Annotated in this window: 16 protein-coding genes; all 16 read right to left on the bottom strand. The window is 69.7% G+C overall.

Annotated elements, in window-relative coordinates; all coding sequences use genetic code 11:
* On the bottom strand, window positions 1-3,587 hold a 3,587-nt coding region (locus ISP17_RS06995; RefSeq protein WP_404631369.1), incomplete at its 3' end, for a beta strand repeat-containing protein.
* A 318-nt stretch (window positions 3,588-3,905) separates the two neighbouring features.
* Window positions 3,906-5,924, bottom strand: coding sequence for a ShlB/FhaC/HecB family hemolysin secretion/activation protein (locus ISP17_RS06990; RefSeq protein ID WP_404631467.1), 2,019 nt, complete (start codon window positions 5,922-5,924; stop codon window positions 3,906-3,908).
* Between the two features lie 191 nt (window positions 5,925-6,115).
* A complete protein-coding gene (locus ISP17_RS06985; protein WP_404631367.1) occupies window positions 6,116-6,463 on the bottom strand; it encodes a hypothetical protein in 348 nt (115 codons plus the stop codon).
* Window positions 6,460-10,215: a protein kinase domain-containing protein gene (locus ISP17_RS06980; RefSeq protein ID WP_404631365.1), complete on the bottom strand. Its 3,756-nt coding sequence runs from the start codon at window positions 10,213-10,215 to the stop codon at window positions 6,460-6,462. The genes ISP17_RS06985 and ISP17_RS06980 overlap by 4 nt, the downstream gene beginning before the upstream one ends.
* A gap of 16 nt (window positions 10,216-10,231) precedes the next feature.
* Entirely contained in the window at window positions 10,232-10,951 is a 720-nt protein-coding gene (locus tag ISP17_RS06975) for a PP2C family protein-serine/threonine phosphatase (RefSeq protein WP_404631363.1), read from the bottom strand.
* A complete protein-coding gene (gene tagF / locus ISP17_RS06970) occupies window positions 10,948-12,672 on the bottom strand; it encodes a type VI secretion system-associated protein TagF (protein WP_404631361.1) in 1,725 nt (574 codons plus the stop codon). The genes ISP17_RS06975 and tagF overlap by 4 nt, the downstream gene beginning before the upstream one ends.
* Before the next feature lie 3 nt (window positions 12,673-12,675).
* Complete coding sequence (tssM, locus tag ISP17_RS06965) at window positions 12,676-16,203, bottom strand: type VI secretion system membrane subunit TssM (RefSeq protein WP_404631359.1); 3,528 nt, start codon at window positions 16,201-16,203, stop codon at window positions 12,676-12,678.
* A 4-nt stretch (window positions 16,204-16,207) separates the two neighbouring features.
* Window positions 16,208-17,464 (bottom strand): type IVB secretion system protein IcmH/DotU, encoded by a 1,257-nt coding sequence (gene icmH, locus ISP17_RS06960; protein WP_404631465.1) that lies wholly within the window; start codon window positions 17,462-17,464, stop codon window positions 16,208-16,210.
* Window positions 17,465-17,555: 91 nt separating this feature from the next.
* Entirely contained in the window at window positions 17,556-18,896 is a 1,341-nt protein-coding gene (gene tssK / locus ISP17_RS06955) for a type VI secretion system baseplate subunit TssK (RefSeq protein ID WP_404631357.1), read from the bottom strand.
* 63 nt (window positions 18,897-18,959) lie between these two features.
* A complete protein-coding gene (gene tagH, locus ISP17_RS06950) occupies window positions 18,960-20,351 on the bottom strand; it encodes a type VI secretion system-associated FHA domain protein TagH (protein ID WP_404631355.1) in 1,392 nt (463 codons plus the stop codon).
* Window positions 20,352-20,448: 97 nt separating this feature from the next.
* A complete protein-coding gene (locus ISP17_RS06945) occupies window positions 20,449-20,988 on the bottom strand; it encodes a DUF6931 family protein (RefSeq protein ID WP_404631353.1) in 540 nt (179 codons plus the stop codon).
* Window positions 20,989-21,002: 14 nt separating this feature from the next.
* On the bottom strand, window positions 21,003-23,087 hold the full coding sequence (locus tag ISP17_RS06940) for a type VI secretion system Vgr family protein (protein ID WP_404631351.1): 2,085 nt from the start codon (window positions 23,085-23,087) through the stop codon (window positions 21,003-21,005).
* 25 nt (window positions 23,088-23,112) lie between these two features.
* On the bottom strand, window positions 23,113-24,495 hold the full coding sequence (locus ISP17_RS06935) for a tetratricopeptide repeat protein (RefSeq protein WP_404631349.1): 1,383 nt from the start codon (window positions 24,493-24,495) through the stop codon (window positions 23,113-23,115).
* A gap of 11 nt (window positions 24,496-24,506) precedes the next feature.
* Complete coding sequence (locus tag ISP17_RS06930) at window positions 24,507-24,794, bottom strand: PAAR domain-containing protein (protein ID WP_404631347.1); 288 nt, start codon at window positions 24,792-24,794, stop codon at window positions 24,507-24,509.
* A 431-nt stretch (window positions 24,795-25,225) separates the two neighbouring features.
* Window positions 25,226-25,663, bottom strand: a complete 438-nt coding sequence (locus ISP17_RS06925) for a hypothetical protein (RefSeq protein WP_404631345.1) — start codon at window positions 25,661-25,663, stop codon at window positions 25,226-25,228.
* Window positions 25,664-25,903: 240 nt separating this feature from the next.
* Entirely contained in the window at window positions 25,904-26,233 is a 330-nt protein-coding gene (locus ISP17_RS06920) for a hypothetical protein (protein ID WP_404631343.1), read from the bottom strand.
* Window positions 26,234-26,430 lie beyond the last annotated feature (197 nt).

Below are 26,430 nucleotides of genomic sequence, written 5' to 3'. Positions count from 1 at the left end.
TCCGTGGTCAGGCTGGTCAACGCGGTGGTGCCACCCACGGCGCCGCCAAAGCCGGTGGTGCCGGCGGTGTTCACGCTCAGCGCATGGGCGCCGTCCACCGTCGAACCGAAGCCGATCGCGCCGGCACCGCTGCTTGCCAGGGTCAAGTCCGCACCCAGTGTCACGGCGTCGTGGTAGGTCTGCGCGCCGCCCGTGGTGATGTCGGTGGCCAGGCCGATGCCGCCCGATGAGGCGACGTCGAGGTCACCGCCCACAGCCACCGTCCCCAGCGTCAGCACGCCGCTGCCGTTGACGATGCTCGCGTTGCCGGCACCGGTCGTGCCCAGGCTCACGGCACCACTGAAGACGTTGAGCTGGCCCAGCGTGATCGAACCGCTGCCGGCCTGTACGTCGGTGGTGCCGCCCACCGTGAGGATGCCGGCGGTCTGGGCGATGCCGCCCGAGCTACTGGTGAGGTTGAGCGTGCCGGTAGCCGTCACGTCGTTGCCGAGCGTGAGGCCGGTGGTGCCGGTGAGCGCGATGTTGGTGCCAGCCAGAGTGGCGCCGATGGCGAGCGCGCCGCCGGAGGACAGGCTGAGATCGGCCGTACCGGTATTGATGGTGGTAATGCCGGCGCCCAGGGTCAGTGGTCCGCCTGCACTCACCGTGACGGCATTGTTGGCCGCCGAGGTCAGTCCGGCGAGGTCCAGCCCCGTGGTGTCGTTGAGCGTGATCGCCGTGCCCGAGGCGGTGACGGCACCGCTGAAATCATTGCTGCCGCCGAGCACCAGCGCCGCGGCACCGGCATCCAGCGCCACGGCGCCCGCGCCCGCCGCCTGCACGATCGCGCCGGACTGGGTGATACCGGTGGCCGACACACTCAGCGTGCCGCTGCCCACCGTCGAGGCGCCCAGGTCCAGCGCATGCGTGCCGTTGTCCAGCACCACGTTGTTGGCGCCGCTGTTGGCGAGGCTCACCGTGCCGGTGAAGTTGTTGCCGGCGTTGCCCAGCGCTATAGCGCCGGCGCCAGCGTTGAACGAGGCCGCGCCGGCCGAGGCTGCCTGCACGATCGCCCCGGACTGGCTGATACCGGTGGCCGACACGCTCAGCGTGCCGCTGCCCACCGTCGAGGCACCCAGGTCCAGTGCGTGCGTGCCGTTGTCCAGCACTACGTTGTTGGCGCCGCTGTTGGCGAGACTCACCGTGCCAGTGAAGTTGTTGCCGGTGTTGCCTAGAGAGATCGCACCGGCGCCGGCGTTGAACGAGGCCGCGCCGGCCGAGGCTGCCTGCACGATCGCCCCGGACTGGGTGATGCCGGTGGCCGACACGCTCAGCGTGCCGCTGCCCACCGTCGAAGCGCCCAGATCCAGCGCGTGCGTGCCGTTGTCCAGCACCACGTTGTTGGCGCCGCTGTTGGCGAGGCTCACCGTGCCGGTGAAGTTGTTGCCGGTGTTGCCTAGAGAGATGTCACCGGCGCCAGCGTTGAACGAGGCCGCGCCGGCCGAGGCCGCCTGCACGATCGCCCCGGACTGGCTGATACCGGTGGCCGACACGCTCAGCGTGCCACTGCCCACCGTCGAGGCGCCCAGATCCAGCGCATGCGTGCCGTTGCTCAACGTCACGTTGTTGGCGCCGCTGTTGGCGAGGCTCACCGTGCCGGAAAAATTGTTGCCGGCGTTGCCCAGCGATATGGCGCCGGCACCGGCGTCGAGTGTGGCCGCGCCTGCGGCGATCGTGTTCGAACCCGCGAGCTGGCTGATACCGGTGGCCTGCACCGTCAGCGCACCGCCAGCAGTATTGATCGAACCGGTCTTGCTTCCGTTGCCCAGCGTGAAGGCGCCGCCGCCCGTTCCCGTGCGGATGTCGACGAGCCCGCCATTGGTGGCGATCGCGGCATTGCCGGTATCGCCCACGGCCACCACGCAGCTCACGCCGACGGCGCATGCGGCGTTGCTGACGTAGCTCGTTCCGGCTGCGGCGCCACCATAGTTCGACCACAGGTACAGATTGAGCGTATGGGACGCATTGGCGGTGATGTTGCTGTTGACGTAGATGCCGCCTGCTGCTTCCAGATAGAGCGAGTTGTCGCCCGCGGTCGGCTGGATCGACGCATTGACGGTGATGTCGCCGTTGCTGGTGCCGGAGCTGCCGGTGAAGACCGTGACATTGGTGCCGGTGAGCGCATTGTTGAGCGCGCTTACCTGGATGTTCGAGTCCGCCGTCGCCGTGAACGGCGAGGTGAGCGTGCCGGCGCCGCTCTGGATGGTCACGTTGTACGGATCGATCAACCAGTTGCCGGCTGTGCCCGCGGAGGCCGATGCATCGACGCGCCCTTGCACATTCAGGCCATAGTGGGACGAGGTCTCCACCCGGCCACCGTCGCCGCCCGACGCACCGCCGCGTGCGCTGATGCTGCCGTAGAAGTTGTTGCCCTGGTTGCCCCACAGCACCACCGAGCCGCCGTGGCCCGACTGCGTGGCGTCCGCGTCGAGCACCGCGTCCGGGCCGAGGTAGGTGACGTTGGCGGTGGTCAGCCCTTCGCCGCCCTGCCAACCGCCGCCGACGCGGATGCTGCCGCCGCCCTGCGTGCCGGAAGCGTCGATCTTGCCGGTGACGCCGACGTTGGCATCGGACAGCACCTGCGCACTGCCGCCATGCACGCCGGAGACATCGATGCTGCCGCTGCTGATCGTGTTGCCGCCGGATGCCACCAGCCGCACCGTGCCGCCGTCGGTGCTGATGCCGCCGGCGGTGATCACGCCGGCATTGTTCACCACGTCGGTGAACAGGTCCTTCGCTGCCGACGCCTGCAGCACCACGGTGCCGCCGTCGGCCTGCAGCGTGCCGCTGTTGCTCACGGCGGCGTTGGCGTCCAGGCGCTGCTTGAGCTCGCCGGTGACCTGGATGTTGATCAGGCCGTTGCCGTCGAAGTCGAGCACGGCCTTGTCGGCGCCATCGAGGTTGATGTTGCCGTAGTTGGCCAGGATCAGGCCGTCGTTGGCCACGCTGCCGCCGAGCAGGCTCACCGAGCCGCCGCTGGCCGCCGCGATGGTGCCGTGGTTGACCACGCCGGCCATGCCGCCGTGCGCGTCGAGGTTGAAGTGGCTGGCGAGGAAGTCGGTAGGCGTGAGGTCCAGCGTGCTGGCCACCAGGCCGCCCACGTTCACCTGCGCGGTGGAGCCGAAGATGATGCCGTGGGTGTTGATCAGGAACACCTGGCCGTTGGAGTTGATGCGGCCGAAGATCTGGCTGGGGTTCTGGTCGAGGATGCGGTTCAGCGCCACCGCGGTGAACGAGGGCTGCTTGAACAGCACCGTGGCGTCCTTGCCGACGTTGAAGGTGAGCCAGTCCAGCGCGAGCTTGTTGGAGATCTGGTTGATGACGGTGGTGCTGCCGTCCTGGCTGATCGAGCCGATGCCGCCGACCACCGTGCCGCCGGTCGGCGAGGTCAGCGCGCCGACCGACACCGTGCCGGTATTGATCCCGCCGGGAACCACGCTGGACGCATGCGCCGCCGGCGCCAGCGCGGAGCCGGCGGCCAGCGCCATGGCCAGGTAGAGCGGCAGCGCCTTGCGCCTAGGCAGCGATGCGCCTGGGCGGGTCGTCATGCGGGAGGTGCCCGGCGTTGCGTCGGAGTGCTTGTGCATGGTCGTCGCCTGCTAGAGCGTGTTCGTGGTCTCCAAGTCCCCCGCGCAGGAAACTGTTTGCGCGCGGGCCAAGGAAGAAGGAGGGAGTGGACGTCCGTCCACGACTGATGGATGACGCCGGCATGCTGGCAAACAGGCCCGGCCCTGCGGGTTGTCATCGAGCGGCCGCCATGCGGCAGCACGCGGTTCGAACCGATCACCCGCCGGCCCGGCGCCCCGCACCACGCACTGGCGACCACTCGATGAGAACGCGGGAGGCGTAGAGACCATGACCAGGCTCTAGAACGTGAAGCCGAAGCGCGAATAGATGTGGTAGCCCTTCTTGTCCGAGGCATCCGGTCCGCCGATCGGCACCGAGCCGTCCAGATGGAACTCGAAGCGGTGGAAGCGCGGCAGGCGGAAGATCAGTCCCGCGCCCACGCCCTTGAAGGTGATGGCGCTGGAATCGGCGCGATCAGCGCCGGCCGGCAAGCCGCGGGCGTAGTCGACGAAGGCTTCCAGCTCCAGCAACTCACGCCACGGACGCGCATAGAACGGCGAGACCTTGTCGCCGAAGCCCGGCGCGTCCACGTGGTATTCCAGCGAGGCGTAGTAGCCGCGATCGGTCAGGCCGTCGGCGATCGAGTAGGCGCGCACGCTGTCCGGTCCACCGATCACGAACTGCTCCAGCGGCGCCAGCGCGTCGTTCGTCCACTGCCCGCCCAGCTTGAAATACGCGCGCTGCGACTTGGTGAGGAACTGCAGGCGCGTGTACGACAGCCGCGTGCTGAGGAAGCTGCTCGCGTGGTTCGGGCTGACCAGGTCCGGGCCGACCGAGCGGTCGGCGATCGACTTGCGCACGCTCACCTGCAGCAGGTCGATGCCGTGCAGTTTCTGGTCGGTGCGGTTCATCGCCCAGGCCAGCTCGGCCACGTCGAAGCGCTCGTCCGAGAGCGGAATGCCGATGCTGGTGAGCTTGGAGCGTTCGCGGATGTAGTGCAGCGAGGCCTGCATCTGCAGCGTATCGGTGTTGACGAATTTCCAGTCCGCGCCGGCGTACTGCGACGAACTCGGTCCCTTCACGTCCAGCGCGGCGAAGGTGCCGTTGGACAGCTGCAGTTCGCTGCGTGTGGCACCGATCACGCCGCTCAGGCCCGGCACCGCCACGGTCGGCACGCGGTAGGCCAGCGCGCCGTAGACGTTGTTGCGCGGATCCATCGCGTAGTCGACGTTGGCGGTGAAGCTGTCGCCGATGCCCAGCGGACTGTTCCAGGTGACGCCCAACTGCGCCCGGTAGCGGCCGGTGAGCTCGGTGCCGTAATTGTTGGCGCCGGTGGTGATGGTGTACGGGCGCTTGGCCTCGTTGGCCACCATCAACAGGTCGGTCTGGCCGGTCTTCTCGCCAGGCTGGAAGGTGGAGCTCACCGACACGCCCGGCAACTCGCGCGCATACAGCAGCGCCGTGTCCACGTCGCCCTTGCGCAGCACCTTGCCCTTGAGCGGCAGCACCGGCGCGGCGATCGCGCTGGCACGGTAGCGCTTGTTGCCCTTGACGATCACCCGGCCGAGCGTGCCCTCGAGCACGCGGATCTCCACCACATGGTCGTTGCCCACGGTCTGCGCGGGCAGGAACGCGGTGCCGAAGATGAAGCCCGCCTTGCGGTAGGTGTCGGTCATCGCATCGGCCACCTGCTGCAGCTGGGCGAAGTCCAGCTGCGCGGGCGTGGCGCCGCCGCCCAGCTTCTTCAGCTGCGCATCGGCCAGCGCCTGCATGCTGGCCGGCGTGATGCCGGCATCGGGATGATCGCCCACGCCCTGGATGCGAAAGCCCCGCACCGCCAGCGTCTGGGCGGAGGCTGCGCCGCGGTCGCGCACCGGCGGCACCACGTTGTCCGGCAGCGGCGGTTTCGCTGCCGGCGCGGGCGGTTCCGCGGCGGCAGGCGCCTGCGCCACGGCGGGCGCGGGCGCGTCGTGCACGGTGAAGGCCAGCACCTGCTCGGGCAGGTAGGCATGCGCATCGGGATAGCCGGCGGCCTTCAGCGCCGTGGTGATGGCATCGGCGGCCGCCTGCAGCTGCGCCTGGGTCAACGCAGCAGGGTGACCCGCGGCGGCCATAGCCTGCGCGTAGCCCGCCTGCACAATGCCCTGCACCGTCGCGGCATCGCTGCCGGCGGGTACGCCGCTTACCAGGATCTGTTGCGACGGTGCGGCCGCAGCCGCCGTCGCGCCGTCGCCGGGCGCTGCTGCCGCCGGAACGTCCTGCGCCCACGCCTGGCTGTTGGTCAATGCCAACGCCAGGGCTGCTGCCAGAGAAGCCATCCGCACGACGCGTATCCCCTTCGATGTTCGGCCGACCACCCCGGGATCGGCTGTGCCGATGCCGGATGTCGCCCCCTTGCCCCACCGGTCTGACTGCGCCGCCGATTGCCGACGCGCTCAAGATCCCAGCACTCCCCCTGTAATGCGTAACTACGTCACAAAACTGGTCACGCCCGGTTGCGATCGGTGCTTCAGCCGTGGCCCGCCAGCAGCAGCGCGTAGAGCAGCAGCGCACACAGGCCGAGCCCCGCAAAAGCCATCAGCCCCAGCCGCCAGACCAGCCGCCGACGATCCGGAAACAGCGCGCTGGCCATGTCCGCCGTCGGCGCCGCCATGCGCTTCGCATCGCCGCCGCGGGGCGGTGCAGCGGCGGCGGCCGGCGTCAGCGCGTTGCGCGCAGTGATGCCGTCGCTGTCGCACAGGCTGCCGAGCAGGGCGCGGCGCCGCGCGCGATAGTCCTCGCGGGTGATGCGTCCGTTGCGGTGCGCTTCGTCCAGCGTCCGCAGGCTCTGGTTGGCACGGCGCTCGCGCTCGTTCATTTGAGTTCCCTCAGCAGGCGCAGGCCGACGTCGTTCTGGGCGTTGCCGCCGTCGGCCCGGTGCGCGTCGACCGTGCAGTCGGACCAGTAGCTGGTGAAGCTGGCGCCACGCACGGAGACCGCGCCGCCGCTGACCACCCACTCCCACACGTTGCCGGTGAGATTCACCAGGCCCCACGGATTGGGGCTGCGTCCCAGCGAGGAGATCGGCGCGCCCGAGCCGTCGTCCGCAGCGGCGGTCGGCGGCACGCAGTTGCTGTCCGCGGCCTGCTTCCAGCCGCCGCCGGCGCGCGCGGCCGCCAGCCATTCGGCATCGGTCGGCAGCCGGTAGGTGAAGCCGCTGGACTGGCTGAGCCACGCGGCATACGCCTTCGCCTGCGCGAGGGAAATGTTGGTGACCGGCAGGCTGCCGGAGAGACGGTCTTCCACCGCCTTGGGCGTGCATTGGTGCGTGGTGGTGCAGTAGCGGTTGAAGTCGCTCACGCTGACCTCGGCGCGCGACAGCGCGTAGGGACGCCCGCCGCCCAGTCCCGGCACCACCACCAGCGCGGGCCCGCGCTTGCCGGCTATCTGATCGGCGCAGATGCGCCCCTTGCCCACCAGCGCCGGGTCGCCGCAGGGATCGGCACCACCGACCGCCGTTGCCGTGGCACCGGCAACGGGGCCCGGCTGCCCGGCCGCAACCGGCGCCTTCGCCGCTCCCGCCGCCGGGCGCGTGCCAGCCGGCGTGCCGGAGGTGTTCGGCGCCTGCGCCTCCGTGGCAGCCGAAGGGGCCGGCGCGGCGGGCGTGGTGCCGGGGGCAGCGGAGACCGGAGTCGCGGTCGCCGCTTCGCCGGGCTTGAGGCTGTCGAGCAGGTCGGCCAGCTTGCCCTGCGGCAGCTGCCCGCGCAGTTTCATCGCCGACTCGAGCTGGGCGAGTGCGTTCGGATCGTCCTTGCGCGCCGTCGTCAGCTGCTGGCGCATGCGCGCCAGGTCGGCAGCCGAAGCGCCCTGCGTGCGCGCTTTCATGATGTCGGCGAGCACGTCGTAGCGCGCCTTCGCCTGGCGCAGGTCGTCGCGGTTGCCCAACGCCTTGATCGCCCGCGCCAGCGCGTCCGACGCGGACGCGTAGCGCCCGCGCTGCACCGCGGCGGCGGCCTGGCCGAGATAGGCGTCAGCCAGCAGCTTCGGACCGTCCTGCTTGAGGAAATCGCTGTCCGGCTGCAGCGTGCGGATGCGCGCCAGCGCCTCCTGCGCCTTGGCCACGTCGTTGGCCGCGGCGGCGCGCTTCATCGACTCGATGCGCGCGGTGACTTCCGCTGCCGCGCTTTCCTGATCCAGCCGTGCCTGCACAGCCTTCTGCAGGCCGTCCAGGCGATCGCGCTGGGCCAGCAGCGGCGCGGAGGCCGGCGCGTATTTCAACCCCAGCGCCACCGCCTCCTGCGCCTGCGGCAGTTGCAGTGGATCGCTCTGCGTGGCGACCTGCGCCGCGATGGCCGTCGCCAGCGCGGACACCTGCTGCTGCGTCTGGGCGCCGTGGTCGCCGGCGAGCGTGGTCATGGCGCGGGTCACGCCGGCCTGCCACTCGGCATCCAGCGTGGGCCGGGCCACCAACGCGGCCAGCGCCTGATGCGCCTGCGGCACGCTCTGGCCTGCCGCCGACGCCACCGCCGAGGTGCTGGCCGCCGCACTCTGGCTGGCCGCGGCCAATTGCGCCGCGCGCTGCTTGAGGCGGATGGAGTCGGGGAACACCGCCAGCGCCTGCTTCAGCTGGTCTCCCGCCTGCGCGGTGTCGTGGGCCGCCAGCGCATTGCCGATCGCGACGTCGTACTTGAGCTCGAGCTCGGCATTCTTCAGCAGGCTGCTGGTCGGATCGATCGCGCGGATGGTGGCGAGGATCGCCACCGCGTTGTCCGGCTGGTCGGTGAAGATCGCTCCCGCATCGATGCGCTGCGCCAGCCGCGTGTCGAGCTGGTTGAGCAGATCGTTGCGCTCCTGCTCGATCGCGCCGCGCTTGAGGTCGAGCTTGGGCGAATACAGCTTGAGCTGGTCGCGCAGCTGGAACACATGCTGCGCCCTGGCGTAATCGTAGCGCTGCCGCGACGGGTTCCAGTAACTGTCGATGCGGTCGAGCAGGAACGACTGGATCAGCTCGCCCTGGTCGATCACCAGCCGCGTGCGCTCGTCGTCGCCGAGCGTGCCCAGCGCGCTGACGGCCTGGTCTTCGTTGGCGTAGTGCTGCGGATCGGACAGCTGGAAGCGCGCGATCACCTCGTTCACGTCGCGCTGGTGCAGGTAGTGACGCAAGCCCCAGCCGCCGGCCACCACGATCACCAGGCCGATCGAACCGAACACCACGTACGGCCCCACGCGCTCGCGCAGGCTCACCTCGCGCAGGCCCTCGACCAGGTCGGCGGCGCTCTTCAACCGCTTGTCGCCGTTGAAGGCGACGGCGTCGCACAGCGTCTGGTACTGCCGCTTGGTCAGGCCGGGCACCGGCGGCGGCTTGCGCCCCTCCTTCATCGCCACTTCGGCGCTGACCTTGTCGAACGGGTGCTTGCCGGTGAGCAGCTCGAACGCCACGCAACCCAGCGCGTAGATGTCGTCGCTGGGCGTGGGTTCCTTGCCCTGGATCATCTCCAGGCTGGCGTAGGCCGGGGTGAGCGCGCCGAGCGTGCCGGCGTCGAACACGGTCTGCTCGCCGACCTGGTCGCCCATGTGCTTGCCGGCGCGCGCGATGCCGAAGTCGAACACCTTCGGCACGCCGTCGCGGGTGACCATGACGTTGCCGGGCTTGAAGTCCGAATGCACCACGCCGGAGGCATGCGCGCGCTTGAGCGCCCAGGCCATGCCCTCGATCAGCGGCCGCGCCTTGGCCAGCGGCATGCCGTTGTAGGCCTTCTCGCGGATCAGCTGCTTGAGGTCGGAGCCGTCGACGTACTCCATCGTCATGAAGACGATGGTGCGATCCTTGTCGAAGTCGTACACGCGCACGATGTTGTCGTGCGCCAGCGACTGCGAGCGGCGCGATTCGCGCTGCAGGGCGATCAGCGAATCGGGATGGCGGCGGAATTCGTCGTTGAGCACCTTCACCGCGACGTACGGATCGCGGTCGCGCGCTTCCACCTTGCGCTCGTCGCGGGCCAGGAACACCACGCCCATGCCGCCGCGGCCGATCTCCTTCTCCAGATGGAAGCGGCCCTTCAGCACGCTGCCGACGCTGGCGTAGTCGCCGCCCTCGGCGTCGGCCATCTGCTGCCAGCTGTCCGTGTTGAAGCTGCTGCTGGTCCCCGTGCCGGTGGCGCCCTGCGTGCCGGTCACGCTGGTGGCCTGCGCATCGCCGCGGCGCGGCGGCGCGGCGGGCTTGACCATGGTCGCTTCATCGTCGGGGCCGGCGCGGGACACCGAGGCCGGCTGCACCACGGTGGCATCGTCGTCACCCGCGGCGATCGGCGGCGGGCCGCCGGCCTGCACCACGGTGGCGTCGTCCGGCGCCGCGCGGGAACCCGCGGCGGACGGCTGGATCACGGTGGCGTCGCCGTCGGCCACCGCCGGGCGGGAGGTGCTGCCCTGCAGCGAGCGCAGCCGCGCGAGCAGCGCCTCGACCGCTTCGCTCGACAGGCTGCCTTCGTCGCCCAGCCGCTGCACCAGCGCCGCTTCCTCGCGATGGATCGATTCGGGCTGCGCACCGCGCGAGGCAAGCACGTCGAGCAGGGTCGAGAGCTGCAGCTTGTCGGCCTGGTAGGCGGCAATGAGTTCGTTGAGAAAATTCATGAATGAGGGGTCTTGATCAATCCTGGAGCCGCACGACGACGGCGGAAACGTTGTCGCGTGCTGCCCGGCCCAGCGCGATGCCGAGCAGGTTGTTCAGCACCGTCTGCGGCGGGTCGTGCGGGCGGCACTGCGCCTCCATCTCGACATCGGACATTTCCTTGTTGATGCCGTCGGAACACAGCACGAACTGCATGCCGGCGCGGCAGCCGGCGATCTGCCAGTCGACGAAGAGCTGGTCTTCGGCGCCGATCGCGCGGGTGAGCACGCCGGCGCCCGCCTGCGGCTGCGCCGGCAGGCCGCCGAACTGGGTCACGTCGTCCTTCATGCCGTGCACGTGGTCGGCGCTGACCTGTTCGAGGCGGCCGTTTTCCACGCAGTAGGCGCGGCTGTCGCCGACCCAGCCGCAGAGCATGAAGTCCTTGTGGTGCACCAGCAGCACCACGGTGGAGCCGATGATGTCCACCCCGCGGGTGTTGGCCGTGGTGACCAGGTCGGTGTTGACCTGCACCAGCGCGTCCTCGATCGCCTCGATGAAATCGAACACGCTGCCGCTGCGGGTGAGCGCACCGAGGCGGTCGACGATCAGCGCGCTGGCATAGTCGCCGGCCGAATGGCCGCCCATGCCGTCGGCTACCACCCACAGTCCGAGGTCGTCGCGCACGAGGATCGCGTCCTCGTTGTGCCGGCGCACCTTGCCGGTGACGCTGAGGCCAGCCGAAACGTAGGAGTTCGTCATGACGCGATCTCGATGACGGCCAGCGGCCACGGCGAGGGATCGGTGCCCAGCGCGCAGGCGTGGGCGATGCGCGCGCGGGCGCTGTCGCAGTCGGGTAACGCCAGCGCCTGCGCCAGCAGCGCCGGGTCCAGCGCCATCAGCCGGCGCGTGGACAGCAGCAGGAAGCGATCGCCCGGCTCCACCGCGCACACGATGTCGTCGCACTGCGGCTCGCCGGCACCGCCCAGGCCCACGGCCACCGCCCCACGACGGTTGGTCAGCAGCGTGTCGACGCCGGCCGACGCCGACGCGCTCTCGCCGGCGAACACCGGGCGCATCTGGCCGCGTCGCCACTGCCACGCCTCGCCGGTGCCGATACGCAGCAACGCCGCCCAGCGGCCGGTGGTGTGCAGCGCGATCACCGCCGCGTCTTCCATCACCGGATCGATCAGATCCTCGCTGGTCGCCTGCAGCGCCCCGTGGCGGGCCAGCAGCCGCTCGCGCAGCTTCTGCATGCCACCGGAGAAGTCGCCCGGTTGCATCGCGGCCGCCACCGCCTGCGCCGTGGCGGCGCCGCGGCAGCGCGGATCGTGCGCACCGTCATCGGCGGCCAGTACGGTCAGCGCGCCTTCGGGACTGCGATACACCGTGTGCATCGCTGGTGTCGCCGCCGCCGCAGCAGCAGGCGGACTCACCGAGACCGGCGCTGCGCGCGCGGCGGGGGCTGATGCGGGCTCTGATACCGCGGCCGGCGCCGGAGTGGCCGCTGCGGGCGCGGCGCGACCGAAGCCCGGCACCGTGATGTCGTCGGGAACCGGTGGTGCCGGGGTACCGATGCCCTCAAGCAAGGCGGAGAGATCGTCGGGAAGCGGCGTCGGCGCGACCGCTGGCGCGGCGGGCACCCGCACCGGCTCCGGCGCTGCCACAGGCGCGGGCGGCGCGACCGGCGAGGGCGGTGCCGCAGCTGGCGCGGGCGCGGCGGCAGGCGCCGGCGCACCGAAGGATCGCAGCGAACGCCAGCTGTCGTCGGCGTGCCCGGCATCCAGAAACGCCGCATAGCTGGCCGGCGCGGGCAGGCCCTGGGTCAGCATGGCGCTGGCCGGCACCGCGCCGGCGCCGTGCGTCCACCACAGGCACCATGCGGGCCCGGCGGTGGCGACCTGCTGCCACAGCGTCTCCAGGAAGGCCTCATCGTGGCCGTGCACGCGCAGCGGCATGCGCCAGTGCGCGGAGGTGCGCCAGTCGATGCCCTGCAGGGCGGCGGCCGGATCGCTGCGCAGCACCTCCAGCGGACCGGGCAGGCTGGCCAGCCGCGCATCGAACGCCTCGGCCGCCGAACCGTGATAGCGCGCCTCGGCGTGGGCATGCTCCAGCGCGTCGAACCAGCGTTGCGCTTCGCGCAGCGTGTGTGCCACGGCCGCGCGTTCGGCGCCCAGCGGCGCGGCCATCACCATCGGAAAGCAGCGTCCGACGCGGTCGGACGCCGGTGCCATCACGCCGGCCCAGGCGGTGTCGGCGCACACGCCCGGCGCCAGCACGAAGCGCCAGGCCGGGCTGGCGTACCACGCGTCGTGCCAGCGTTCGCCGAGGCGCTCGCGGCTCGCCGCCACGGCGTGTTCGAAGTGGCGGTCCCAGCGCTCCACGAAATCCGCCGGCAGCCGCCGCTGCACGAAGTCACCCGCTCCCGGCAGCTTGCCGAAGAAGCCCACGGATGCCGGAATCCCCCCTGTTGGATTCGGCATCGCTCAGCCTCCGCACCGGAAGCGCTGCACGTCGGTATTGAGGAACGGGTTCTTCAGGTTGTTGGCCTGCAGCGTGAGCCTTGCCACGTGCCCGCCGAAGTTCAGCGAGGCGGCGAAGCGCAGGTCCGACTGGCGCGTGAGCCCGGCCGCCTGCAGCGCACGGAAGAACGCCCAGTCGCCCTGGTAATCGACGCTGCTGATCAGGTTGCCCGCCGTGTCGTAGGCGGTGAACGAAACCTGGCCTGGCTGCGGGCCGGGCCATTTCATCGCCGCACTCATGGCGCCGCCGGGCGTGTACTCGTACTTCTGGCCTTCGACGTTGATCACCAGCTTGCCGATGCCCGCATCGAGCTGCGGCGCCTGCCAGGTGAAATCCACCTCCGGCGTGGCGCTGCCATTGCGGAAGTACATCTGCTTGATCGAGTCGGCCAGTTGCATCTGCGCCAGTATGCCGGGCGAGCCGCTGACCGCGCCGGGGCCGGTCTTCCACTGCCAGTTGCGGCCGCTGGCGTCGACCAGCTTCTCCAGCGTCTGCTTGTAGAACGCGTCGAACTGGCCGCCGTAGCCGAACAGCTCGGCAAAGTTCTGCAGCGGGATCTCCGACTTGCCGTTGGGCGCGAACGGGTAGCGGCCCCGGGTGAAGTCGGCGCAGTCCTTCGCCACGGCCTGCTGGAACTGGTCATCCAGCGCGCCCTTGGTGCCGCTGGCCAACAGCGCCTGGCTCTTGCCGGTGAGCGCGGCGACCCAGCCGGACACCGGCGGCGGCAGCTGCGCCGCGGCCTGCTGTGCCAGCAGCAGCTGCGGATTGGGCTGGCCGGCGCCGCTGCTGAAATCGGTCATGGTCAGCAGCGTCTTGCTGAGCTGATCGAGCACGCCCAGCGTCTGGTCGATCGGCGCCGCGCCGGGCGCGCCTTCGCTGAGCTTGTTGAGCGTGTCGAAGTGCGCGCTGATCGCATCGCCCGGCTTCTCTGTCGTCGCGGCAGGCGTCGAACCGGCTGCAGCGGCCAGCGCGCGACTGAGCGCGCTCTGTGTGGCCTTCTTCTCGGCCGCCTTCTTCGCCGCGTCCAGCGCCTTGTCGGCGCCGTCTTCCGGCGGCGCGCGCAGCAGGTCGTGGGTGTTGTCGCGCACCACGCCGAGCAGGGCCTTCAGCGGCGAGCTGGGGCCGGACAGCTTGGCGGCGATCGCGCTGGCGTCCTGGATGCTGGCGATCGGCTGCAGCTCGAGGTCGGCCAGCAGATCGTCCCAGGTCTTGATGTAGTCGGTCTGGTACAGCGCCAGCACCTGTTGCTGCAGCCGCGCCTTGCCGATCGCGTCGATCGTGCTGGCGCCGAATACCCAGTCGTCCTTGGTGAAATCGGTCACCGCCTGCTCGATGCCCTTGCTCACTTCCTGCGCGAACACCGGCTGGGTGAACAGCGCCGGCAACGGCGTGGACAGCGAGGTGCCGCTGCGGCGGCGGAACACGTTGCCGAGCAGGCCCAGCGCCTTGTCCAGCTGCAGCGGCGATGACTCGCCGGCATCGGCCGACAGCTTGAGGCTGCCGTAGACCAGCGCCGAGAGGTCGGCGGTGCGCAACGTGGCGCGCGCCTGTTCCACCAGGCCATTGTCCAGGCTGATCGCACGCATGCGGCCAGGCTCATTGACCAGCGCGTGGAAGTGCTTGGCGGCGGCCGTCTGCAGCACGTCGTCGCCGGGGAACACCTTGCGCCACTCGATGGTGGTCAGCGCCTCCAGCTGGGCGGGGTCCTGGTGCTTGGGCTCGCCCAGCATCAGGTAGCCCTTGAGGTAGTAGTACAGCGCCTGCGGATCGCTGGCGTTGCCGGTGAGGCCCGAGCGGAACTGCGAGGCTACGCCCGGCAGCAGGATGCCGTTGAGTTCGCGCAGGTAGGCGTCGTGCACTTCGCCGCCCACCGCCTTGCCTTGATACAAACCGAAGCGCATCAGCCACGGCACGTGGCCCTGGTACTGCTGCGCCACGTCCTGCACGCCGGACAACGCTTCGAGCCGCTCCAGCGCCATCGCGAAATACGCTTTCTGGGTGGTCGCCGCGGCCAGGTCGTTCTTCACCGGATAGCCGGCCAGCGCCTGCTGCACCTTGCCCAGGTAGCTGCGGTTGCGGCCATAGCTGGTGGCCATGCCGACGAACAGCAGCGCCGTGGCCAGCAGCACGCCGGCATACGAGGCCGCCTGCAGCAGGATCTTCTGCCGCTCCAGCTTCGGGTTGGTGCCGGCGAAGCCCGACTCCTTGAACAGCACGTCCTTGAGCAGCCGCTCGACGAAGAACGTGCGCTGCTGCGCGCCCTTGGCCTGCACCTTCGCCGCGTCCACGCCGAAGGTGCGCGCCACCGCGCTCATCATGCGGTCGATCGGCGCGCCTTCCTGCGTGCCCGAGGTGAGATACACGCCGCGCAACAGCGGCTGGCTGGCGTAGGGATTGGGCGCGAACACGCCCTCCACGAACTGCCGCGCCACGTCGCGCAAGGCACCGAGCTGCTGCGGGAACGACAGGATCGCCGCACGGCGGCTGCGGTCGTTCTCGGCGTGCAGGCGATCGAGCACGCGCGTGTTGAGCCGGTCCAGCAGGATCTGGAACTCGTCGGCGAACGCCTTGGCCGCGGTGCCGTCCATGGTCTTGTTGACCGGGAACGACATGCCCCAGACTTGGCTGCGCAGCTCCGGATTGAGATCGTCGAAGAACTCGCTGAAGCCGGCGATCAGATCGCACTTGGTCAGTACCAGGTAAACGGGCACGCCGATGCGCAGGTGCTCGGCCAGCTCGTCGAGGCGACGGCGCACCGCCTGCACGTGCTCGTAGCGCGCGTTGTCGTCCAGCACCAGCAGGTCGGACATGCTCATCGCAATGACCACGCCGTTGATCGGCCGGCGCTTGCGGTAGCGGCGCAGCAGCTTGAGGAACTCGGCCCAGGCCGAGGCGTCGGCGTTCTTGTCCGAATCCTGGGTGGTGTAGCGCCCGGCGGTGTCGAGAAAAACCGCCTCGTCGGTGAACCACCAGTCACAGTTGCGGGTGCCGCCGATGCCGCGCAGCGCCTGCTTGCCGAAGCGGTCCGACAGCGGGAAGTTGAGTCCGGAATTCTGCAGCAGCGTGCTCTTGCCCGAGCCCGGCGGACCGATCACCACGTACCACGGCAGCGTGTAGAGATTGCCGCCGCCGTGCTTGGCTTTACGCAGCGTGTCCACCGCCTCCTGGAAACGCGTGGCGAGCTGGGCGCGCTCGCCGGCACTGCGGTCGTCGCCGGCGCCGGCCGCGGCCGCGCCGGCGTCCTGCCCGGCGATGTCGCCGGACATCTGCGCGGTCTTGCTGCGCAGGCGCATCTGCTGGATCTGCAGCGCCACCACCCACACCGCCAGCAGCACGATGATCACCACCAGCCGCGTCACCGGGCTGGCCAGCGGCTGGCTGTCGCCGATGCCGAGGTAGGGGCCACCGAGCCAGATCAGCAGCGACAGCAGCAGCAGGCCGACCAGCGCGATGAACCAGCCGGACTTGAGCAGGGAAAGAAACTTTTTCACGTGCTCAACCCTCCGGGATGTACTTGATTTCCACACGCCGGTTGCGCGTGCGGTTGGCCGGAAGATTCGGCGGCAGCGCGATCGGCTGCGAGGAACCCGCGCCGCTCGATTCCATCCGCGCCGGGTTGTCCAGGCCCTGGCTGAGGATCTCCAGCACCGAGCGCGCGCGCGCGGCTGACAGCTCGAAGTTGTCCTTGAACTTCAGCGAGTGGATCGGCTGGTCGTCGGTATGGCCGACCACGATCACCCGCCCCGCCACCTGGTTCAGCGCGACGGTGATCGCGTGCAGCACCGGCAGCTCGCTGGCGCTCACGTCGACGCCGCCGGAGGCGAACATGTCCGCCGCACCCAGGCGCACCAGCGCGGTGCCGTCGGGCTGCTCGTCCACGGTGAGCTTGCCGGCCTGCTCCTCGGGTGCCAGCAGCTGCTTGAGGCTCTTGTGCGGCACCGGCGGCAACGCGCGGGTATCCGGCGGCGTGGCGCTGTCCAGGCCGATCTGCGCGATCTGCGCACTGGCCGGTGCGGAGGCTGCGTTGAGCCGCGTGTAGAACACCACGAAGGCGACCAGCAGCACGCACGCCGCGGCCGCCGCGATCACCCACAGCGGCACGTAGCGGATCAGCGGATTGCGCCGGTCCTCGATGCCGCGCCAGTGCGGCGCCAGCTCATCGGCGGCCGGCGCGCGCTGCGCCTTGATGCGGCGGTAGAGGTCTTCCTGGATGTCGGCCAGCTTGGCGCGACCGCCCGATTCGATCTGGTAGCGCCCGCCGAAGCCCAGCGCCAGGCACAGGTACATCAGCTCGATCAGGTCGATGTGCCGGCTGAAGTCGGCGCACAGCCGCTCCAGGATCTGGAAGAACTTGGCGCCGCCGTACGACTCGCCGTGGAAGGTGACCAGCAGGGTCTTCTGCGCCCAGCCGCTCTGCTCGCCCCACGGCGCGTTGAGCACCGACTCGTCGAGCATGGTGCACAGCACGTAGCGCGCCGCGGTGACCGTCTGCGCCGGCAGGCCGGCGGCGGTGGCGTGGCTCTCGAACTTGCGCACCTGAGCGATCACCTGGTCGCGCAGGTGCGTGGCGTCCGGCGGCGAGACGCTGTGGCGCAACTGCACGCCCAGCAGCAGCAGCGGGCTGGCAGTCTGCACCAGCGGGTTCATGCCGCCGCCGAGGAATTCGCTGATGTCCGCGCGCGCGGCCTCCATCGGCCGCGCCGCAGCGGGCGCGGCGACGGGCGGCGGTGCATGAGCTGGCGCGGCGGGCATGGGCGCTGCACCGGCCTGCCCGCGCGGGCGCACCACGGTGGCGTCGTCGGGGATAGGCGGATTGCCGGGGCCGTTCGGTGTGTTCATGTGCTCAACCTCCCCTGATGGCCCAGAGCTGCAGGTCGAGACCGGCGAACTCGCTGCCGAAATGGAAGGCGATGCCGCCGGAAGTCTTCAACTCGCGCCACATCGGCGAATGCTTGTCGAACTCGAAGTACAGGTAGCCCGCGTTGTACGGAATCTGCCGCGGCGCCACCGGCATCGGGCTCACGCCGATGCCCGGCAGCTGCAGGTTGACCAGGTCGCGGATCTTCTCGACCGGACCGATCTTGGATACCGCCGGCAGCTGCCGGCGCAGGTCCTCGGACTTGAGATCCGCCTTGGCCGCCAGCACGAAGGCGGCGGTGTCCAGCAGGGTGAGGTCCGGTACCACTGCCACCCACACGCCGAACTTGCGCTGCTGCAGCGGGATCGGCGTGGCGGTCTGCTCCATCACCGCGCTCAGGCTGTTGCGCAGGGCCACGATCACCGGCTCGAAACTCTCGCGCAGCGAATCGTGACGGTAGGCGGGGAACGCGCCGGGCCGCTTGCCCGACGCGGTGAACGTGGCCAGCTCGCCGGCCAGCATCACCATCACGCGGTACAGCTCTTCCGGATGCACCAGCGGCGCTTCGGCCAGGTGCGCCACGAGCGGCTGGCTCCGGTTGACCACCTGCAGCAGCAGAAAGTCGGCGATCTCCGCCGCGCCGCCGCGGTCGGTCACCGCCACGCGGCTGGCCAGCGCTTCGCCGCGCTGGTGCAACAGGCCGAGCAGTTCGGTGAGGAAGGTTACCAGCCGCGGCACCGCCTCCACGCTGAAGCCGCTGGGCATGAAGCCCTCGTCGAGCATCACGCGGCGATCGGAGCGGCACTCGACGATGCGCGCCAGCGGCAGCCGGGTGAGACCTTCCAGCGGCTGCGATTCGGGCAAGAGGCGGCTGGTCATGCCGCCCACTTCCAGCAGTGCGGTGCCGTCGGTGCTGCCGGAGGCGTCGCGCACTTCGGCCTCGCGCACGCGGTAGCGGAAGAGCTTTTCCGCCGGCGCTTCCGGGCGGCCGCTGTCGGGTTGGGTCGGCGAGCGCAGCGGCAGCGTGAGGTAGACGGTCTGGTCGCGCCAGTTGCCGTCCACGTCCAGCGCCGGCGGCAGCGGGTCGTCGCCGGGCATGGCGAACGGCGTGCCGTCGGGGAACACGCCGCGCGCGCGCTTGATGCCGAGCTTGCCCACCGCGAGCAGGTCGGTCTCCAGCTCCAGCTCGGTGAAGCCCCAGGTGTAGGGACGCAGCGCCCCGGCGCGCAGCTCGACGAAGCGCTCCAGGTAGCGCTCGTGCTGCTGCAGGTGCTGGGGCCGCAGGAACAGCCCTTCGCTCCATACCACTTTGTTGTTCTGCGTCATTCGCTTTGCGCCCATCTCGAAAAGGTTCGACGTCGGCATGGCACCGACGCGTCGTGCATGCGGTTACCGTCGCGCGCTGTTGCGCCGCGCCGACTTCAGCCGCGCCAGCTGTTCCTCGTAGGCCCGCGCGAACTCGTCGCCGAACAGGCGCCGGAAGCAGTCGTCGGGGTTCTTGATCAGTCCCTCGAAGTTCTCGCGGTACTTCTCCCAGTACTTCGCCTTGCCGCCGAAGGCCGAGCGCTTGCCGCCATCGACCTCCTGCTCCAGCCGGTCCGGGCCGAAGTGCGCCAGCAGCGACTCGAACGCGGCGCGCACGCCGGCCAGCATCGCCATCTGGTGGCAGCGGATGTCGTCGAAGGCGTCGTCGAACGCGGCCGGGCCGGAGAGGAAGGCGGCGTTCGGCGGCGAGAGGATCTTCTGCAGCGCCTCGTCCGCATTCGGCGCGAACTTCAGCGGGTTGTTCTCCGAGCGCTGGATGATCGTCACCGGCAGGCGGAACGTGTTCTTGATCTCGGCGCGCGCGCGCAGCACGTCCATCACGCCGTCGACCACGATGCTCAGCATCTGCTGCACGTCGGGCGGCAGCGGTGCCACGCCCGTGGGGGCTGCCATCGGCGTCGGCGCGGCGACGGCCGCCGGTGGCGCGAACGGAGCAGCCGGCGGCGGCGCAAACGCCGGCGCGGGTGCCGGCGCGGGAGCGGGCGACCGCGGGGCGAAATCGCCCATGGTCAGATCCCAGTTCTCCGGCAGAGCCTGCGCCTGGCGCTGCCCCTCGGTGATCGGCGGGCGGAAGTGGTCTTCCATGCCCGAGCTGTGGTTCCAGCCGGGGGTGGCCGGCGGCGCGCCGGCGGGTGCGGCCGCGGGCGCCGCGAACGGCGCGTCGAGAAAGCTCAGCGGATCGAGGTCGGCGCCGCCCAGCGGCGAGGCATCCGGGATGAGTCCGCTGTCGCGGGCGCCACCTGCCGGTGCCACCGGGCCGAGCCCGAGGTCGAGGAAATCGTCCAGCGGGTCTGCGGCGCGTGCGGGGAACGGCGCGGGTGGCATGGAAAACGGCGAAGCAGAAGGCGGCGGCGAGGTGGCGAAGATGTCCACCGGCGCGGGCGCCGGGGCCGGCGCCGGTGCGGCCGGGGCGGCGGCCTGCACGTTCACCGAGACCTCGAACGAGTCGATCTGCAGGCGGTCGCCGTGCTTGAGCGCCGACGGCTCGCCCTTCACCAGCGGCACGCCGTTGAGCAGCATGCCGTTGGTGCTGCGGTCCTCGATGAAATAAATGCCGTTGAGGCAGCGGATCATCGCGTGCACGCGTGACACGCCGGAGGAGCTCAGCACCCAGTCGCAATCTTCCGAGCGGCCGATGCTGCCGTCGCGGCCTTCGAACGCCTTCTGGCTGCGGCTGCCGAACTGGGCGGCGTGCGTTCCGGTCACCGCCAGCAACAAGGTAGGTATCGTCGACACGCTCAGCTCCCCTTTCCTGCATCGGTCGGGCACGCCGGCGTCTGCGCGCCGCGTCGTGCCGCTCGGGCTTCGTATTGGCGATCCGTGGCCGCTGCGCTCATGCGTCGCTCGCCCCGGCGTGCAGCAGGCTCATCGCCCGCTCGATGTAGCTGGCGCGGCGCGCCTCGAACTGCGTGGCATCCAGTGCGGCCATCAGGTTGATCGCGGCCACTGTGGCGCGGGCGGTGAGGTGTTCGGCCGGTGGCACCGGCGTTTCCTGCGCTGCCGGCGCCAGGCTGCCGCCGGACCAGCCCGCCGCCGCGGCGATCCACGCACCGAGCGCCTTGTAGCCGCCGGCGTGGGCGAATTCGAACGCGGCGCGGCGGTTGCTCTCGCTGGGCTCGCGTACCCACTGCTCGGCCAGCGAGGCGCCGATGCGGTCTTCCTGCGACAGCGGCTGGTCGCGCGCGCACTGGCACAGCCAGGCCACCGCGTAGCGCTTGGGCATGAGGCGCGCGAGCAGCTTCAGCGCGTCCTGCACCTGGCCGGCGGCGAGCAGTTCCTGCACCGCCGTTTGCGGCGACATGTCCGCGCGCAGCCGGGCGCTGGCGTCCGGGGTGAGTTCCATCTGGACCGAGGCGTGGATGACTGCCGACATGCGTGACTCCCCGGTCAGCCGATCATGATGATGCCGCCGGAGACCTGGGTCATGGCGTCACCCTTGACTGTCGTCATGGTGCCCTTGACCGTGGTCATGGCGGTGCCGGCCACTTCGAGCATGCCGTCCGAATGCGCCTTGAGCGTGGCGCCGGCGCCCAGGTCCATGGTGGCGCCGGCCTTGATGCCCACCTCCACCTGCCCCTCGATCTTCACGCCGACGCTGCCGGTGATCTTGATGTTGAGGCCCTTGATCTCGATGTCGCCCGAGCTCTTCATCACGATGCTCGACGCGCCGGTGACCAGCTCGATCTCGGTGCCGGCGCTGAGCTTGAACTTCTGCCCGATGCTGGTGGTGCCGTTCATCGAGACGTCGAGCTTGTCGTCGTTCTGCACGGTGACCTTGCGATCGTGCTTGATCGTCTCGGTCTGGTCGTTGTTGACGGTGAGCGTCTGGTTGTTTTCCACCGTGGTGGTCTGGTCGTGCTTCACGGTGAGGGTCTGGTCGTTCTTGATCGTGCTGGTCTCGTCGTGGTCGATGGTGACCGTGTGGTCGTTCTCCACTTCCTCGACCATGTCCTTCTGCGCGTGGATGAAGAACTGCTCGGAGCCCTTCTTGTCCTCGAAGCGCAGCTCGTTGGCATCGTCCGCCGCGCCGAGCAGGCTGCGGCTCTTGATGCCGCTCTGGGTCTTGTTGTCCGGCAACGTGTAGGGCGGCATGTTGTCTGCGTTGTAGACGCTGCCGATGATCAGCGGACGGTCCGGATCGCCTTCAAGGAAGCTCACCACCACCTCCTGCCCCACGCGCGGAATGCTCACCGCGCCCCAGTTCTTGCCGGCCCACGGCGAGGCCACGCGCACCGGGCAGGAGCTCTGCGCCTTGTCCTTGTCCGGCTTGTTCCAGTGAAAGGTGACCTGCACGCGGCCGTACTTGTCCACCGCGATCTCTTCGTCGGTATCGCTGCCGCACACCACCGCGGTCTGCAGGCCGACCACGCGGGTCTTGGCCACGCTGGGCAGGTTGCGGAACGGCGTCTTGGAGGTGACCGCCTCGAAGCGGCACTGGAACGGCTCGTCGCCCTGCTCCGCCCCGGCGTGGTAGCCCGGATCGCACAGCTCGATGGTGGTGGTGGTCACCAGGTATTCCTGGTTGAGATCGGCGAGCGGGAAGTCCTTCAGGGTGAACAGGCCGCCGGCGGCCATGCCGCAGGCGTTGGTCTGGCCGTCGAACGCCAGATGCCGCGCGTTGAGCGCCTCCACCCGCACCTGCGCGTAGTGGCGGCCGTCGTCGGCGGTCGCGTGCAGGCCGGGATAGTCGAACACGTCCAGCCCGGAGACCCCGTGGAAGCTGCTGCCGTCGTCGATGTTCTCGGTGCCCAGCAGCGAGGTCTTGGGGTTGAGCGGGTCGTAGTCGGTGAGCTGGCACTTCAGCGCGTGCACGCTCTCGGCCGCGCTCCACACCGACACCGAGGCGGCCTCGCGCTTGCCGTAGTCCACCGGCGGGCAGTACGGGATCTGCGCAAAGCCGCTGATCGCCGCGTGCGCGCCCAGCGCGTCGGCCAGCACCATGGTGTGCGTGCTGGCAGTGTGGGTGAAGTAGTAGTAGATGCCCTCCTGCTCCAGCAGGCGGGTGATGAAGTCGAAGCTGCTCTCGCGGTACTGCACGCAGTAGTCGCGCGCCGCGTAGTCGCCGCTGAGGCTGAGTTTGACATCGGCGTAGCCGATCTCGCCAAGCAGGTCCTTGACGATGGTCGGCACGCTCTTGGCGGTGTAGATGCGGCAGTCCACCTTGCGCGTGAGCAGCCAGGGCTTGGGCACCAGTTGCACGCGGTAGCGCGTGTAACGCACCTTGCTGATCGTCTCGAAGCCGGTCTGCGCCGCCTCGCGGACGATGCCGTGGAAGTGGCGCTCGTAGCCGTCGTCGGTCTTCAGCGTCACCGCCATCGGCGTGCCGAGCAGCTTGCGCAGCTTCACCGTGGCGTGTTCGCTCAGCAGGTCCAGCTCGTACGCGAACAGCCGCCCCAGCTGCTCGCTGGCGCGCATCCGCACGAACAGCAGGGAGCTGTCGATGTCGCTGTGTACGGTGATTGCGTGGGCCATCGGTGGTTTCTCCAGGGCGCCCGGCTCAGCCGACGGCCGTCGTCGATACGCGACGCGCACGCACCACCCAGCCCAGCACCGGCTTGCCCGCCTCGCGGCGCAGGGTGTCGGCGCGGATCGTGATGTCGTCGAAGCCGCTCGCCATCAGCACGTGCTCCACGTAGGCGCGCGAATGGCGGTAGCGTCCGCTGGACGTGAGCTCGGCCAGTTCGCCCTCGCCGTCGATCGCCTCCAGCGTGAAGCCGACCCAGCCGCCCGGCCGCAGCGCGCCGGCGGCGGCGCCAAGCACCGGCCGAAGCTCGCCGAAATACACCAGGGTGTCGGCCGAGATCACCAGGTCGAACTCGTCGTGGCGCGCGCCGAGCCAAGCGGTCAGCTCGGCCACTTCCAGCGTGTCGTAGCCACCGCGGGCGCGCGCCTTGTCCACCATGCCGCCGGACAGGTCCACACCGACCAGGCGCCGGGCGCGTTCGCGCAGCAGCGGCGCGCACAGGCCGGTACCGCAACCGGCGTCCAGCACATCGAGCGCCGCCGGCGTGGCCGGCAGCACCTCATGCAGGAAGTCCACCAGCACTTCCGGCGCGCGGTAGCCCAGGTTGTTGAGCAGTTGCTCGTCGAAGCTGTCGGCAAAGCCGTCGAACACGTCGCGCACGTAGTCGTCCGCCGCCCTCGGCGGCGCCTCGGCCGCACCGCAGGAGGCGAGCATGTGCCGCGGAACCGGATTGTCCGGCTCGCGCACCAGCCAGTCGCGATAGACCTCGGCGGCGGCCTCGTGGCGACCGAGCATGTACAGTGCGATGCCCACGCCCTCCAGCGCGCGCACGTTGCGGTCGTCGCAGCGGAACGCCTGGCGGAAGCACTCGGCCGACTGTTCGAGGTGCTCCTCGTTCTGCGCGTGGTTGCGCAGGAACAGGCCCAGCCGGTAGTGCCCGTGGGCGTAGCCCGGCGCCTGCTGCAGCAGTTTCGTGTAGACCTCGAATGCCTCGTCCAGCCGCTCCTGCGCCTCCAGCACCACGGCCAGGTTGCTCAGCGCCTGGTAGTGCCCGGGGCCGCACTCCAGCGCCCGGCGATAGCAGCGCTCGGCATCGGCCAGCCGCCCGCATTCCTTGTGCACGTTGCCCAGGTTGTTGTGCGCGTCGGGATGGCGCGGGGTGATCTTCAGCGCCGAACCGATCAGCACCAGCGCCTCGTCGCTGCGCCCGCGCTGGTGGCAGAGCACGCCGAGGAAATGCAGCGCATCGGGCTGCGCGACCTGCATGTCCAGCACCTCGCCATACAGGCGCTCGGCGGCGTCGAGATCCCCCGCCTGGTGCGCCTGGATCGCCCGCTGCAGCACGGCCGCATACGGCTTGGGCGCGGCCTTGGCGGCCTTGCGCGAGCGACGGAACGGACGCGTGGCGGCATTCATGCAGGCCTTCCTCAACTGATCAACACCGTGAAACAACCGAGCACGATCGTGCCGCCGTGCGCGCAGCTGTCTCCCATGCGCGCCGCGGGCTGGCCGCCGATCAGCACCTTGGGCGAGCCCATCACGATGCTGTCCGGCGGGCCGACGCAGGTGGCCATGTCGCCCAGGCGGGCGGCCGGGAGGCCACCGATCAGCACCGTCGGCTTGCCCGGCGCCGTGATCGGGCCGCCGACATGCGGCACCACCCCGGTCACCATCGGGCAGACGTGCAGGTCGGTGAGGCGGGCGGCGGGCGGCATGGCTCAATGCCTCCGACGCGCGGCGATGCGCGCGGCAAATGCGTATGAACGGCATGGCTGAAACATCCGGCACCTCCCCCTGGTTCTGCGCAGCCGCGCCGATCCCGTTTGGCGGGACGACATGGCGCTCCATAGTCAGGTGCGTAAAAGGCCGGTGGATTTGATCACCGGGCCACTTGCCGCTCGTCGGCGGCGTTGCCCATGCCACGCCCTGGAAACGCCCCTCGGGGGAACCTACTCGCGAAGGCCTCTTCCGTCGTGGTCCGGCACGCATGCCGTTGCATCGAACCCGGGCTTGCGGCGGGCAGCGGCCCGTCAGGGGCGCCGCCCTGCCCCCGTGGCCGACCCGACATGGAGTGGGCACCGCGCCCGCGACCGCGGCCAGCGACGGGCGCGACGATCCGCGGGCCGGTGGCCCCTCTGCGGCAGGCTCAGAAGTTCACGCAATGACCCGCTTCGACATGAAGATCGTTTTCGATGCCCGCGAGGATCTGCGCGTCATTCGGAGACAGGTTGGCGTAGACGTCGTCGCCCGAGGCGCCCTGGCGGACCAGTCGCGACACGGCGGCGATGCCCTGCGGCGACATCCCGGTGCCGGCGAGAAAGGCATCCACCTCTTCCTGCTGCCGCTTCAGGTCACTGTGCTTCCATCGCCCGACCTTGATGCTGTCGGCGATGTTCTTGCCCAGTCCGATCGGCGACCCCTTGTACACGGCATACATGCCCATGACGGCAAGGATTTTCGTCTTGCTGACGCGGGTATCGGCGGCCTTGAACTGTCGCGCCAGGTTCTTCTGCTGGCTGATGCTCTCGCGCGCCCCGAAGAAGTGCCGGAGTCCGGCTCCGGTCGCCTTGGCCAGTCGTTTCATGATCGTTCGCCTCGGATGGATGGATGGATGGATCGGAGAACTGGAGAAGCTGATCTCTTCGAATCACGGGGAGCCGCGTCGGCGTGCGCTCCCTCGCCAACGCACTGGAAAGACCGGCCCCGCCCCCGATCTGTTCCAGGACACGCGCAAGGCGCTCGGCATGCCAGTGACGCCCGCATCACCGCCTCCTCTCGAGAGCACCCCGGCCTGCACATCCATATGCACTGATGAGGTCGGCGATCAGAAGCGGACGAACTTGTGGACCTTCAGATCGGTCCAGCCGCCCTTCGAGCCCCATTTCCTGTAGTCGAAATAGATCACCGGCGCCCAGTCGCACGGCGTGGCCTGGATGTCGATGCCCCAGCTGAAGGCCTGGCGTTCGGCGGTGACGTCGAGGATCCAGCGCTCGGCGTTCTTGTTCTTCAGCTGCTGCTTGAAGGTCTTCTTGATCGCCTCGACCGAGCGCCATTGCGCCTTGGCCACGGCGAAGTGTTCCGTGAACGGGCCCACCACGTACCAGCGCTGAGCCTGGTCGCCCCCCCAGGTTCCGCAGGTGCTCGAAGGTGGCATCCATTTCTTCGCTGGTCGCACCGGGACTGACGTGGGTACAGAGCATGCCGGCCTTGGTCCAGCCGGCGATCGCGAAGCACTGCGCGATGCCCGGATAGACGCACGTCCTGGACGCTTGCCCCACGCAATATTCGGGGAGTGATTGATCGGCCGCCGGAGCGACGAGCGCGACTCTCATGAAAAAAACCTCCAAGGGA

It is taken from the genome of Dyella ginsengisoli, assembly GCF_044904665.1.
GTDB classification, from domain to species: Bacteria; Pseudomonadota; Gammaproteobacteria; order Xanthomonadales; family Rhodanobacteraceae; genus Dyella_A; species Dyella_A ginsengisoli.
The sequence above is the reverse complement of the archived record's forward strand: the minus strand, read 5'-3'. Positions and strand labels throughout refer to the sequence as shown.

Coding starts and splice junctions, on each gene's coding strand:
- ISP17_RS06990 (WP_404631467.1), bottom strand. CDS start 5,924: ATGGCTTCTCTGGCAGCAGCCCTGGCGTTGGCATTGACCAACAGCCAG.
- ISP17_RS06985 (WP_404631367.1), bottom strand. CDS start 6,463: ATGAACGAGCGCGAGCGCCGTGCCAACCAGAGCCTGCGGACGCTGGAC.
- ISP17_RS06980 (WP_404631365.1), bottom strand. CDS start 10,215: ATGAATTTTCTCAACGAACTCATTGCCGCCTACCAGGCCGACAAGCTG.
- ISP17_RS06975 (WP_404631363.1), bottom strand. CDS start 10,951: ATGACGAACTCCTACGTTTCGGCTGGCCTCAGCGTCACCGGCAAGGTG.
- tagF (WP_404631361.1), bottom strand. CDS start 12,672: ATGCCGAATCCAACAGGGGGGATTCCGGCATCCGTGGGCTTCTTCGGC.
- icmH (WP_404631465.1), bottom strand. CDS start 17,464: ATGCCCGCCGCGCCAGCTCATGCACCGCCGCCCGTCGCCGCGCCCGCT.
- tssK (WP_404631357.1), bottom strand. CDS start 18,896: ATGACGCAGAACAACAAAGTGGTATGGAGCGAAGGGCTGTTCCTGCGG.
- ISP17_RS06945 (WP_404631353.1), bottom strand. CDS start 20,988: ATGTCGGCAGTCATCCACGCCTCGGTCCAGATGGAACTCACCCCGGAC.
- ISP17_RS06940 (WP_404631351.1), bottom strand. CDS start 23,087: ATGGCCCACGCAATCACCGTACACAGCGACATCGACAGCTCCCTGCTG.
- ISP17_RS06935 (WP_404631349.1), bottom strand. CDS start 24,495: ATGAATGCCGCCACGCGTCCGTTCCGTCGCTCGCGCAAGGCCGCCAAG.
- ISP17_RS06930 (WP_404631347.1), bottom strand. CDS start 24,794: ATGCCGCCCGCCGCCCGCCTCACCGACCTGCACGTCTGCCCGATGGTG.
- ISP17_RS06925 (WP_404631345.1), bottom strand. CDS start 25,663: ATGAAACGACTGGCCAAGGCGACCGGAGCCGGACTCCGGCACTTCTTC.
- ISP17_RS06920 (WP_404631343.1), bottom strand. CDS start 26,233: ATGCCACCTTCGAGCACCTGCGGAACCTGGGGGGGCGACCAGGCTCAG.